Origin of the sequence: Paenactinomyces guangxiensis (genome assembly GCF_016055185.1) — a bacterium.
GTDB classification, from domain to species: Bacteria; Bacillota; Bacilli; order Thermoactinomycetales; family Thermoactinomycetaceae; genus Paenactinomyces; species Paenactinomyces guangxiensis.
In genome coordinates, this window is the sequence record NZ_JAECVR010000001.1 from 343610 (window position 1) to 357058 (window position 13449).

Consider the following 13449-nt stretch of genomic DNA (forward strand, 5'->3'; position numbering starts at 1 on the left):
TCTGTATGATTTCTCTTCTTGTGGGAATGGTAAAAATGAAATCCTGCGAAGGAGAGAGAACGATCATGGAAAGAAACATAAAGGAACTAATTGATGGTTTAAATGAAGATTTAGCCTATGAATTGACTGCCATCCACCAATACATCTACAACGCAGCCGTGGTATCGGGACTTGCACGACTCACACTGAAAGACTTTTTTATGAATGAAGCGCAAGATGAGATTAAACACGCCCAATATTTGGCGGAAAAAATTGCCTCACTGGGTGGCGAACCCGTTGTAGACGCCAAACCCATTACTCCCCAGCGGGACGTAAAAGGAATGTTGCAAATCACCTTACAAGCTGAGGTGGATACCATTTCCCGTTACACCAAACGAGTGGAACAAGCAGAAAATGTGAATGATATTGAACTAAAAACACAGTTGGAAGACTTTATCGCGGACGAGACCAAGCATAAGGAAGAGATGGAACGATTGCTTGCTGATCCGCGGCTTTAAAATGAGGAAAGGGGCTCTCCCATTAAGTCACTGAAATTGACCTTTTGGGTCAGCCCCAAATTGACTAAAAAAACGAAGCTCTTTAATCGTATTCAGATCAATGCCATAGTGACCGTAGATCTTGTGTTCAGTACAAATAAAGTTGTTCCCTTTCTACAGCACAAAAGCGGCCTTTTTCCAGTTGAACTTAATAAATGGAGTCTAAAATCACTGCCTCTGCCTTAGTTGATCTTAATCGTGTTAAATTCAACAACAGACCACCAATATGAAGCATTTCCGGTTTGCACTACCTTGATATAACGAGCGGTTTGCTCCGGAAAATCAACCTGGATTTTCGCTCCTCGACCCGTTCCGCTTGCAACCGGATTGCCCCAGGACGCACCGTTATTGGAAACATATACCTCGTAGCCGCGTGCATAGTCGTTACTGCTTCCCGCAGAATCCATGATGATCCGGTCGAAGGTTTTTACTGTTTTCATATCCACTGTTAAAGATTGCCCTGGCTTCATTGGTTGGCCTGTGGTCCACCGGGTATTCAAATCCCCATCCAGTATATTGTTTGGATCATCGCCACTTGTAACAGATGACGTCGCTGTCCATCCTGTACGGTCTAACACCGTCTCTGATCCACCTGTACCACTGCCACGGAATTCTGTAACAGTTTGCCTCATCGCACTGGCTGGTGAATTTGCATAAACTCGTCCTCCAGTGTTGTTAATTACATGCGTAATTTCACTTCCCGCGACACCAGCCAACCATATTGTAGTCATATGGTGAATATTCACCCCTTGATTATCAGGGGCCTCAATAGCACTATTTAGTTTTACAGGCGCGTCTCTAAAGTATGAATAGACACCAAGACCCCAAGCTTCATGAGAGGTCACCGTATCGTCCACTTTATACGAAGCATATCCATTAACGGTACCGTTTTGACTCATCCAGGCATCCTGACTTGGTATGTCATAGGGAATCTCAGATTGGTAGAAGTATGTCCGACCGCCATCCCCGTTCCACACCGTCTGGTACTTTTGATAATGTTCAACAAAGAGACCATAGATCGTGACATCATCTCCATTTACAACAAGTCCGTTTGCCGCAGTGTTTACACCCCAACCAACCCCATCACCGTGATCTGCACGCCAGATCCAGAAATGATCGCCAATAACATCATCGGAATTGATTTTAAGACTAATGTCGGCCCTCCCAACACCGGCTCCCCCTACTCTAAAGAAAACATCATGTAAGGATATCGGGTTATCGGAGTGATCAGCTGAACTGTTTTCCGGACCGACTTCCATTAATGAAGAGGAATTAACTGTTCCTGCATCGAAAAGAAGACCTGACACTTTTACCCCATCTACATCAGCAACCTTCATTGCAGTAACACCGTTTTCCGGAATTAATGTAGGATACCCAAGTCCAAAAACAACAGTGTTTGGATTATTTACTTGAATTGGTTCATTAATACGATAAATGCCCGGGGTGAATAACAGATGCTTTCCTGCTCTTAGTGCAGCGTTGATACTCGCGGCCTCCGATGTACCTGGTTTTGCAATATAAAAGTTATCAATGGGGATAGATTGTCCTGGTGTAGAACCATTCTTCCAGGTAACCCCCTGGGTATTCGTTTGGAGACCCGGAACAAAAACGTTATACTGCCCCGAATCATTAATGTAAAGATACGGCTTTTCCCGAACAACCGGTGTTTTATCTATAACGGTATAAGACGGTTCCGGAAATGTGTTTACGTTTGGTGGCGGGTTTTCATCACCCAAAAGTACCGTATTCCAAACGCTATTATTCCAGTTTCCATAACTGTTATTTCTGGAAAAGAATTGTTGCTGTGACCCGGGAACAACATTTCCATCGATCACAGAATCGGCGATATATCCTCCGCTGGCCCAACCAGCATTCCACCACTGGTCAAAATCAAACAAATCCAAATTCCCCTTAAAGTGCATGCGTCTCATAGGTGCTGCCTGTGAAACAGCCCATCGAGACGATGAACCATCTGATTCGTTTACTGTGAAATTTTCAACTGATCGCCAAAAGTTTTGGGTCGCATTACCGTTAAACCACTGCGCATCAGTATTGAACCCGCCGGTGATGTTCACGTCATCAGGATTTTGTCCCAAACCGGCTACGGTTGTGTAATAACCTACTTTGACATCCACGTTGTATGAACCTGGTTTAAAGAGAAACGCAAATCTCTCACTGCCAAATTGATTGGTTTCCATAGCCTTAAACTTTGAAGTTAAAATGTTTTGGATTTCGTTATCCGACATGGAATCATCAAAAATATAGACATTGGGACCAAAAAGTGTTTGATTTGCTTCACTGATACCCACAGCATTGGAAATACCGGGTTTAATCAGCAACGGAGTCAAAAATGCGATTAATAATGGAATTACCCACAAAAGTTTCCTGAGCATTTTTTACCCTCCCAAATTTTTATTTTCACCTGATGGAACCGGATAGATGGTCATTGCAAGCGCCGTATTATAATCGCAGCCTCAGCTACCACCCCCTCAAAAGACTTAATTTGCTGCATGAGTCCCGGTATAGAAACCGGAAGATCTCCCACTCCAATAGGTTTTAACCGTCTTTTGTGATGACACAGTTCACTTCTACTGCTGAATCATAATGCATATTGCAAATCGGATTCATTGTTTATGGTGTTAACGGGCTGAATATCTCCTAAGTGATTGTTGATGGATTGATTAAGTTGCACGTTACATCACTATATTTGGTTCGAATCTTTTTATAATTCAAATAATTATCCTTCCAGTTTTTCGCAACTTCTGCACGTGTTCCAGGAGATTGTGCCATTTCCAATTCTTCTTTAAAGCATCTCACTGGTTTTGTACTAATATCGGTAATTTCCACTCATGTTTCATCGTTACTTTATTAAACGATCATTTACTATGTTTTTAACGGCGTTCATTTCTTTATACATATTGATCATCTCAGCAACAAGATCTGCGATCGTCTCTACACTCATCATTTGATCTTCCGCATGCATGATCAATAAAGAAAAAGGAAGATGCTCCCCGGATGCCTCTTTTTGAATTAATTCAGCATGAGCCTTATGTCCTAATGACAAATAGTTCCGTGATTCTTTCAATATGACTTCCGCTTCTTCAAATTTTCCTTCTCTGGATGCATACAGGGCTTCCATTATCATGCTCTTTGCAGTTCCAACGTTGCTAATAATATTAAAGGCGACTAATTCCATTCCTTCCATTTTGAAAATAAACTCCCTCTATATGTTTTCATTAAAGTTAAGCCGCCATTAGTGGGTGATATCTTCAATCCGCACTGATGGAAGCTGATTATCATTGTTTGTTATACCGTTGTTATACTGATAGATCATTTTTCGTTTGCCGGAGATTGGTTATTTCCTAATGTTGCTGCTTTGTTAGACGCCATTACAAAAGGCAAGTAAATGAAAGTAGAAACGGCTAAACAAACAAAACCGATAATTAAGGCAATCCAGTTGCCGCCTGTTCCAAAGAAAGCAATTAAAGGCCCTGGTGTCGTCCACGGTACTTGGTATGCAATTGGCGGGATTAATCCTGATTGGATTGCGAAATAACCGATGATAATGTTTACAGCCGGGACAAGAATAAACGGCACTATCAGAATAGGGTTTAATACAATCGGGAGACCGAAAATAACAGGTTCGTTAATATTAAACAACCCTGGTGCAACTGAAAGCTTCCCTATTTCCCGATAGTCTTTTCTCTTGGACACAAGGAATAAAGCAATCAGTAATCCAAGCGTCATTCCTGACCCTCCATAGTTGGCAAATGCATCATTGATTGCCCATGTGACGGGATACGGTGCTCCCCAGGCAGAGCCATGTGCCGCGACATAATTTAAGTTTTCTAAGTTAGGTTCCACAAACATTGCTTCACGGATCGCTGCAAATGTGTTTGGTCCATGAATACCAAATACCCATAACAGATTGGTTACGACAGCTAAAATAACAAGCGAGAAAATATTGGAACCAAGATCTTTCAGCGGGGTTTGAAGCATGGTGTAAATCAATTCGTGCAACCCTTTAGGATATAAAGCTATTATGATAGCATTCGCAATTGAAAACCCTACGGTAATGATAATGATCGGAAATAAAACCTTAAATGTTCTGGCAATGGCCGGAGGTACCGCCGGCGGCATCTTAATCTGCAGCTTATTTGATCTCGATAATCTACTAAATATTTCACCGACGATTAGACCAACAATTAAGGCAACAAATAAACCTTGTGCCCCTAACCATTGGGTCGATAAAAAGTTTTCCCCATCTACTGCTTTGTACGGAGGATAAATAATAAAGAACGTCGATAAAGCGGTTAATCCACAAAGCAAATCATCCGCTTTTAAAGCAATCGCAATATTGCGTGCCACAAGAAATACAATAAACATAGCAAGAATATTCGTTGAACCATTCAAAACAGGGGTGAAAATATGCTGATAATCCGCGATGTGAGGAAATAATTTATTCAGAAATAACATTTTTGCAATAAACCCGTCCGGAGATAATACGGCAAAATTTAATAAAACAATCAAAGAACCTGCTAAAGTAATTGGGAAAGCAAGAATAAATGCATCTCGAATGGCAACTATATGCCGCTGCGAATTCAGCTTTGTTGCTACCGGCACAAGTGTTTTTTCCATAAATCGTTCAAACGTGGCCATAAAGCCCATCTCTTATACCCCCTTTATTTAAGACCATTTTCCTTTTATTTCATAAGTTCTAAAGCTTTTTTCAATACCCCCTTCCCATTCATCGTTCCATAATCCCTCATATCAATTATCTCGACCGGAACTCTTCCGCCTATGATCGCATCTACTTGGGCCTTTTGATACCGAACTTGCGGTCCCAATAACACCACATCTACTTCATTTGCTACTGAATCGCACTCTGATACAGGCAAAGCAAATATTTCGATTTCCACACCTTTTTCATTGGCAGCATCCTTCATTTTATTGACTAGCAAACTAGTTGACATCCCTGCTGCACATACTAATAAAATTTTTTTCATCAAACTCTCCTCCTTAATCAAATGATTTAGAATCACTCACTGATAATTGAGGATTATGTAAATTCTCCCCATTTGTTTCAATCACTTGTTTATACCAGTAAAAGCTTTTCTTTTTTATTCTTTTTAAATCTCTTTCATCGTGTTCATCCCGATCTACATAAACAAAACCGTAACGTTTTTGGTAACCGTTTAACCAGCTCAAAATATCGGTAAATGACCAAGTGCAATAGCCCAATATATCAACTCCATCTGTAATCGCATGTTGACAGGCCTCTATATGCGAACGAATATAATCAATTCGATAATCATCATGAACCGTCCCGTCTTTCTCCAGTTTGTCAAACTCGCCTAATCCGTTTTCTGTAATCAGAATAGGTAATGAATAGCGGCTTGTTATTTTTCGAAGACCCAGTCGTAAACCCGTCGGGTCGATTTCCCAGTCCCAGTTTGTTGCCTCTAAATGGGGGTTTCGCTTTGTTTTAAACAGCCCCGGAATTCCATTTTCTTCCATTGTCCCCTTTTTTCCAGTCGTATTCATTGTTCCTTCTCCTACCCCATCTAAAGGATTCATTTCGACAGTACTGGTACGATAGTAGTTAACCCCAATGAAATCAGGCCGTCCATAAGTCAATAAACCCCAGTCCCCTTCCTGTACAGTTGGAGCCAGATTTCTTTCTTTAAGGTATTTCCAAACCATTTTCGGGTATTTTCCCCAACAGTAGATATCCAGCCACCAATGATTGTTGAACTCCTCCGCATTGTCGCAAGCCAACACATCATCCGGGTGACAAGTGAAGGAATAATGAGGTCCATAAGCAAAACTTGGGCCGATTTTTCCGTTTGGCACATACCTTCTAAAGGACTGAATCGCCTTCGCATTGGCGAGATTTGCAATGTGATTGGCTTCATACATCCTCTTTACATCTTTTACTCCCGGAGGATGAATGCCGGTACGGTAACCCAAACCAATAAATACATTCTGTTCATTTAATGTAACCCAATACTTTACACGGTCTCCGTACCGTTTATAAAGAGTAATGCAATATTTATTAAAATCTTCAATGATTTCCCGTGATTCCCACGCACCGTATTCATCCATTAACGATTGTGGAACATCCCAATGATATATGGTTACAATTGGTTCAATGTGATACTTCAGCAATTCGTTAATTAAATTATCATAAAACTGTAAACCTTTTTCGTTAATCTCTCCTTTCCCCTCAGGATAAATACGACTCCAAGCAATGGAAAAACGGTAGGCTTTCAATCCCATTTCTGCCATTAAGGCAACATCTTCTTTGTATCGATGATAATGGTCTACGGCTACATCTCCATTTGTCCCTTTAAAAGTCGTACCTGGAATTTTCGTATAGATATCCCATATACTCGGGCCTTTCCCGTCTTGGTCCCAGGCTCCTTCCACCTGATAAGCAGCCGAAGCCGACCCCCATAAAAAACCATCTGGAAAACTGTCTTTTTTTTGATGTAACATTGTATCACTCCTTTCCGCTTAAATGTACACGCTTTCAAAATAAGAGTAAATAAGGTTCAGGCATCTTGTATTTTGTAACACTCTTTGTCACCTGTTACACGTTTGTAACACATTGTTTTCTAAATTTTAACCAAAAATAAAAAAGCCGTAAGTCCTTTATTTAAAGACTTAGCAACTTAAACTTAATCTTTCATTTCATATTGAAAAAACTTAGTATTGATTGAAGCCTCCTTTGAACAATTTCATTTTTTGAAGTGTAAGATCTTTATAGTATCAAGCCCCGGTAAACAATTATGAATGTCTTATTTTGTGCAGTTCACGGGCGATTGACTCCAAAATATAAACCACGGGTATTTGCGTAGTTATATTGGAATCATTGATATACTCCTCTGTGACATAATAGGCTATATTTAAATCCGAGATTTTCGCGATTGAGCAATTTTTATGATTAGTTATGCTGACAATGGTACTTCCTTCTTCCTTAAGCTTTTTGATAAGATCAATAATTTGCGGCGTTTCCCCTGACACAGACAGGGCAATCGTAACGCTGGCATTCAATTGTTGGGTATAAATAGGAAAAAAAGGGTCTGTTATATGTAAAGAGAATGTACCAAGACTTGAGAAATGCCTTGCCCCGTATTGGGCCATTATTCCCGAACTTCCAATACCTAAAAATATCACCTGATTACATTTCGAAATTAAGTCAGCGGTTTCCTGAATATAAGATTCAAAAGCGCCTTTTAACGTTCGTTCCACAAATTCTGTCAGTGTATGCCGGGTGCTTTTCAAATGGATGTGCGCTTCTTTTTCTAAATAAAGCTTTAACTTTACTTTAAATTCGGAAAAGCCTTCACAATCAAGTTTTTTGCAAAAGCGTAATATCGTAGCAGTTGAAACATGAGTCTCTGCTGCCAGTTCTCTGATGCGCATATAAATAACTTTTTCTGCATTTTGACTAATATAATTGAAAAGTACGTAGTCTAATTCATTAAATGATTTTATGATTCTGTCAGTAAACATGAAAAACCCCCTTGTACTGCTAACCTTTTTCTATGTCAGCAGTCTCTATTGCCTACAAATGTTTAATACGGTTCTGGTTCTATCGTGTTCCATCGGGTTTCTTCAACTAATTAGAATCAAATCGATCACTTTTTAGCTGTAATTTTTCCTAACAAACCGATTCCTTCGCCTTTATCCAATATTGTGGTCACACTTTAAATGTATAGTTGATATATTGTATATACCTATTATATTCGCAATTGATATTATTCACAACATCATTTGTATGTACCATAAAAGACGGAGTTCATTCATTTTGCAACAAACACCCTTCTCTCCGTAAGAGCTCTTCCATAAAAAAAATAACTTCTGAATGATAGGCGGGATTTTGCAGCGCAAACATGAGATTGGCTTTTAAAAAGCCGAGGGGTGTACCGATATCATGCCGCGTCCCGTGAAAGCAATAAGCGAGGACAGAAGAGGTTTGATTGTATTTTCTCAGGGCGTCGGTCAGTTGAACCTCGCCCCCGACCCCTGCCGGCGTATAAGCTAAGATATCAAAGATCGCAGAATCTAAAACATACCTTCCCATGATCGCAATGTTTGAAGGGGCTTCCCCAGGTGCCGGTTTTTCCACCAGATCAAGAACCCGGGCCGTTGCTCCTGCGGTGATGGTGTCTTGATCTGTTTGAATGATGCCGTACCGTGAAACCTGGTCCGGTGAAACCGACTTCACACCTATAACAGGGCAGCCCTGAAGTTCGTACTGTTCCATTAATTGCTTCGCGCAAGGAGGATGATTGTCTGCGGTTTCTACAATATCATCCCCGAGCATCAGAAGAAACGGTTCCTTGCCAATAAAGGACTGTGCTTGCAACACAGCGTCCCCCAGTCCATTCGGCTCTTTTTGACGGATATAATGGATATTTACCCGCGAAATACCCCGGATCTCTTCAAGAAGATCATACTTTTGCCGTTTTTCCAGAATCGATTCCAGTTCGTATGATTTATCAAAGTGATCTTCAATCGCCCTCTTGCTCCGCCCGGAGATAATAAGGATATCTTCGATTCCCGAGGTAATCGCTTCTTCCACTATAAACTGAATGACGGGCTTGTCGAGGATCGGCAACATTTCTTTCGGCAGAGCTTTCGTCACCGGCAAAAACCGGGTACCAAGTCCGCCTGCGGGAATAATCGCTTTACGAATCTTCATTTGATCACCTCTTTAGCCCTTCCGTCATGGTTTTCACACTGATGCAAAAATCTCTTCCAGCTCATGCCAATGATCACTGATCCAAATGATTTCCTCAAAAAATCTTGCCGGATTTTCGGATCTTTCTTCAATATCATGAGTGATCCACCAGGATGACTCCTGGCACCATGATAATCTGAGAGAACGAGCCAGCTGTTTCTTAGGGAAGGGAAGATACTGGTTGTATCCTGCAAGAAAAGCAGCTACCGCCTCAAAATTCATTCCCGTTTCGGGTGAAAAGGCACAGGAGAGAATGGCCCGTGAAATGTCCAGCTCGGGAAAAACATATTTCATCCGGTCAAAGTCTAAAATTGCTGCCACTTTTTCAGGAAAAAACAGGATATTATCAACCCAGAGATCCCAGTGCGCCCAGCCTTGCCGGCACTCTTTGAAGTATTCCATATCAATTTGATCGAGCAGCTTCTTTTGTTTTTCCAAGGCACATAATACCCGGTCAGATCTTTGTTGCAACTGGGCATTTGTCCAATGGTTATCCCACTTTTCCAATAACTCCTCATAAGAGGGTATCCAGAATAGTTTTCCTTTTGGAAACCGGCTCAAGACCAGGTGCATATAGCCTGCTGCTTTACCCAGGTCATAAATTTGATCCACATTCACTTTCCCCGGACCGACTAACTCTCCCTCACTGAATTCCATCACAACAAAACAAGTTCCGGTTGGCGTTTGCATAAGGTAAGTATCATCAAGAGCATAAGGTTTCGGACAAGCAACTCCGTAATGATTCAGTTTTGCTTGAATTTCCAAAGCTATTTTGATGTCCTCCAATTTTTTTGGGGTAAACCGATCAGGATGATACTGCTTGGCAAATAATACTCCCTGATCAGTTTTTAATTTCCACTTAAAATTCAACCACCCCCGGCTAATCGATTGAGAAGATTTCACTTTGACCCCAAGGTTCAGCTGAATCGTTTCAATGATTTCCTTTTTTATCAGGTCGATGGGTTGTTCCACTATTTGCACCCCACAGATTTTATGTACAACAGATGTTAACCCGTACTTTCTGGTTCTGTATAAGTGGAAAGGCAGTCCGGGAAGCGGCTGTTTACTAGAAATTGGCAAGAGGTGCCACAAACCTTGTTCCCTTCACTTCTTCCGGCAAATCAGAAGTTGTCTTTCCCTCTAAAAAAAAGTCATCCAGATCCCCCAGTGTCATCTCCCCGCGCAGAAAAGCAAACAATTTAGAAACACGGGAATCCTTCGTTTTACGCAAAAAAAGGTTCATGCTGCGGTCGATTTGTTCCTGATAAAAATTCTCTTCCCTCTCATGTGCAAGATGATAATTGATCCCGCCTGGAACATATTTAAATCTGGCCCCTGCCTGATGGAAGCGGTAGCCCAACTCAAAATGCTCAAACCCCCACCCTTTAAAATCCTCATCAAAAAGCCCTGCCTGTTCCAGCAAAGATTTTCTGACTGACAGATTTCCCGCCAGTGTCGTCATCCATGGAACGCTGCTGCGGCAAATATTTTCCCTGTCAAACGTCTTTTTTACACATTCCCAATAGCTGTAGGGACGGGCAAGCCGCCGGAACGGTTTAAAATTTTCTTTCATGGCGTCACTGAGCATCGGGTGAACCTTCTCCAGTCTTGAAAAGAAAAACTCTTTGATCTCACCAACCCCGACAACCGGCACTTCAATATTATGGATATTTATATGGTTTTGCAGCCAATCATTCACAACCGGCCGGTCCGCGTCACAAAAAAGCAGAACTTCTCCCTTACTCGCTTTGATACCGGTATTTCTCGCTCCTGCCCGCCCTTTATTTTCCTGATAAATATAGACAATCGGCAGATTCTGTTGAAAACGCTTTACCACTTCCGCCGTATCATCCGTTGAACCATCATCTACAACTATGATCTCAAACCTCAAATTCCCGCCGGTTATTTGATGGCTAAAGCTGAGCAAGGTCAGTTCCAGCCGTGAAGCCTGATTATAGGCGGGGATAATAATACTGGCTGAATATTGATCCATCCGCAGATTTACACCGCCTTCCCTTTCTGTTTTAACGGGGCACGCTCTGTTTTGGGAAAGTTTACACCTTTTCTCATTAAACGAAACCAGACAAAAATCCCCAATACCGGCCCTAAACCGCGAATCATTCCGCGAACGGGGGAAGCGATCAACAACCACATCTGCAGAAACGGATTTAATCGCGAATAAGACCAGGGAACATCATCCGAAAAGCCAGGCAGATAACCTAGCATCATCAGGATGCCGAGCCCCGAGTCCAGATAGACAGCCGCCAGTGTGAGCAAAAGAAGTTTTGTATCTGCCCCTGACAGCAATAAACAAAGCAGGGAAATAAAATGAAGAGCAACATGCACCCATGTAAATGAATCGATCATCCCTTTCACCAGGAGAACCCCGGCACGAACTGATCTTACGGGCAAAATTTTTTTGGTTTTTTTATGTTCCTGCCAGATTATAAACGATGGAAGTGACCAGCGGCCTGATTGGGCAACAAGTTCAGATACAGATGGTGCCACTTCGGACAAATCATACGTAGGCAGCGGATGGATGGGAATTCCGGCGAAATTTAAGCGAAATCCCATTGGCACATCATCAACAGGGTCAGGATAACCATTTGTCCGGTGCAGGAAATCCAGGCGGATAAACATGCCATGCCCGACACAATACGCGTATGGGGGATTCCAATCGGAATGCATTTGCGTTGACCGGCGCTGGGTTCTAATCTCATGTCCCAGAACCCATCTGGTTTGAAACAGAGCTTCCAGCTTTAAATACCAGGAAACCCCGAAAAAATTTTTCAGATACAAACTGGGCTGTTGAATAGCAATCGGCCACCCCCGGTTCTTCTTTTCTTCTTCTGTGACCAGATGCTGTAAACTGATAAGGGTGTTTTTTCCCGGACGGGAATCTGCGTCATAACAGCCCACATATGTTTTCCGGGCATCCCACTCTCCTTCCTGCAAGATGACTGAAAGGGCATAATTGGTCTGTGTTGACTTATTGCTGATGACATATGGGCAATGAATCAAGCGATAAAGGCCGGGATGTGTTTGGTCAAACTCGGCTACAAGCTCTTGCGCCACTTCCAGTGTTGTCCCTGCTTGATTTCCTCCGTTTTCCGCGATTTCCCTTTCCGTGGTAATCAGAACAATTTGTTTACGGCCCGAAAAAGGGAGGCTGCCCATATGTTCCATCACTTCACGCAGATGCACCTGTTCCCGCAATACAGGGATAAATAGGAGAAGGTTGGGCTTAGTCCCTTCATCAGCACTTTCCAGGACATATTTACGACTCCAACTCAGGGATCGCCAGATGTTCAGATTTAATACCCAGGCATCACGCAATATCCACAGCAAAGTAACAATATACACTAACCACAGAATCGTCATATTCTCACCCCTGTTAACCCTTTCACCCATCTGGCTGATTCAGCAATGATTTTATCCCTTTCTAACGGGTGCATAAAACGAAAATCACAATTCTCCAACACAATTGTGTTTTGCAGAGGGTTTTGGAGCACCTGCTCTTCTCCTTTGGCCCGGAAAACAAGCAAGGGCTTTTCACTTTCATTTAAGATGGAACAATCCGTTTCTGCCAGTGCATTCAAAAATGAGGACTGCATCCGAATCCCCCTTGATCGGTTTAACCCGCCCCCCATCCGCTCAAAAAACAGGGTAACCTCTTTGTCGGTGCCCCACTCGCCCAGATCATACGTATCAACGACGGATTGTTTCACAGAGAAAGAGAGCAGCAATGGTTTGATTTGTTCTTTGCAATAAGGGGATAACAGGATCATGGCTGACCCTGTGCCTTTCATCAAGCACTGGGCCCCCACCCAGTTGCCAAACCCGGCACCAATCAATACAACGTGCTTACAGCCGGTTCTCTCCCTTATTTGTACAATCGCTTCATCCGCATCTGAGACGACCTCATCCAGATTGACATCTTCCGTTTCTCCTTCACTATCTCCAAAACCGCGATAATCAAATTGAAATGTAGGAATGAATTCAGAAAGCTTTTGCGCCATACGCGTAAAAAGAAAATATGAGCCTGCTTTGTTCTGCCCAAAACCATGTAAAAAAACAGCTCCCCAGTCGAATGAGCCGCGGCCGGGGTGCCGCAAAATCCCAAGCAGCTTTTGTCCCTTGTTCTCAAACCAAAATTGTTCCATC

Annotated in this window: 12 protein-coding genes and 1 pseudogene; 1 reads left to right on the top strand and 12 read right to left on the bottom strand. The window is 42.3% G+C overall.

The features are described 5' to 3' along the window. Window positions 1–65 precede the first annotated feature (65 nt). Entirely contained in the window at window positions 66–497 is a 432-nt protein-coding gene (locus I8U27_RS01735) for a ferritin-like domain-containing protein (RefSeq protein WP_181750221.1), read from the top strand. Between the two features lie 221 nt (window positions 498–718). On the opposite strand, the gene I8U27_RS01740 is transcribed toward I8U27_RS01735, so the two are convergent. The 12 genes and pseudogenes from I8U27_RS01740 to I8U27_RS01790 all read right to left on the bottom strand — a co-directional run bounded on the left by I8U27_RS01740 (window position 719) and on the right by I8U27_RS01790 (window position 13448). Continuing rightward, entirely contained in the window at window positions 719–2929 is a 2211-nt protein-coding gene (locus I8U27_RS01740) for a discoidin domain-containing protein (RefSeq protein WP_181750220.1), read from the bottom strand. 71 nt (window positions 2930–3000) lie between these two features. Then, a pseudogene (locus tag I8U27_RS20445) lies at window positions 3001–3363 on the bottom strand (family 4 glycosyl hydrolase); the annotation flags it as partial. Window positions 3364–3396: 33 nt separating this feature from the next. Then, on the bottom strand, window positions 3397–3741 hold the full coding sequence (locus I8U27_RS01745; RefSeq protein ID WP_181750219.1) for a PTS lactose/cellobiose transporter subunit IIA: 345 nt from the start codon (window positions 3739–3741) through the stop codon (window positions 3397–3399). A gap of 125 nt (window positions 3742–3866) precedes the next feature. Beyond that, entirely contained in the window at window positions 3867–5204 is a 1338-nt protein-coding gene (locus I8U27_RS01750; RefSeq protein ID WP_181750218.1) for a PTS sugar transporter subunit IIC, read from the bottom strand. 35 nt (window positions 5205–5239) lie between these two features. Next, complete coding sequence (locus I8U27_RS01755) at window positions 5240–5542, bottom strand: PTS sugar transporter subunit IIB (protein WP_181750217.1); 303 nt, start codon at window positions 5540–5542, stop codon at window positions 5240–5242. A 13-nt stretch (window positions 5543–5555) separates the two neighbouring features. Further along, on the bottom strand, window positions 5556–7034 hold the full coding sequence (locus I8U27_RS01760; RefSeq protein WP_181750216.1) for a glycoside hydrolase family 1 protein: 1479 nt from the start codon (window positions 7032–7034) through the stop codon (window positions 5556–5558). Window positions 7035–7325: 291 nt separating this feature from the next. After that, window positions 7326–8054, bottom strand: a complete 729-nt coding sequence (locus I8U27_RS01765; protein WP_181750215.1) for a MurR/RpiR family transcriptional regulator — start codon at window positions 8052–8054, stop codon at window positions 7326–7328. Window positions 8055–8340: 286 nt separating this feature from the next. Beyond that, complete coding sequence (gene galU, locus I8U27_RS01770) at window positions 8341–9246, bottom strand: UTP--glucose-1-phosphate uridylyltransferase GalU (RefSeq protein ID WP_181750214.1); 906 nt, start codon at window positions 9244–9246, stop codon at window positions 8341–8343. 33 nt (window positions 9247–9279) lie between these two features. Continuing rightward, window positions 9280–10257 carry a phosphotransferase gene (locus I8U27_RS01775; RefSeq protein WP_181750213.1) on the bottom strand — a complete coding sequence of 326 codons (978 nt, stop codon included), beginning with the start codon at window positions 10255–10257 and terminating at the stop codon, window positions 9280–9282. 94 nt (window positions 10258–10351) lie between these two features. Next, window positions 10352–11278 (bottom strand): glycosyltransferase family 2 protein, encoded by a 927-nt coding sequence (locus tag I8U27_RS01780; RefSeq protein WP_181750212.1) that lies wholly within the window; start codon window positions 11276–11278, stop codon window positions 10352–10354. Between the two features lie 8 nt (window positions 11279–11286). Continuing rightward, window positions 11287–12666, bottom strand: a complete 1380-nt coding sequence (locus I8U27_RS01785) for a glycosyltransferase (protein WP_181750211.1) — start codon at window positions 12664–12666, stop codon at window positions 11287–11289. Then, window positions 12663–13448 (bottom strand): alpha/beta fold hydrolase, encoded by a 786-nt coding sequence (locus tag I8U27_RS01790; protein ID WP_181750210.1) that lies wholly within the window; start codon window positions 13446–13448, stop codon window positions 12663–12665. The genes I8U27_RS01785 and I8U27_RS01790 overlap by 4 nt, the downstream gene beginning before the upstream one ends. Window position 13449: the final 1 nt, after the last annotated feature.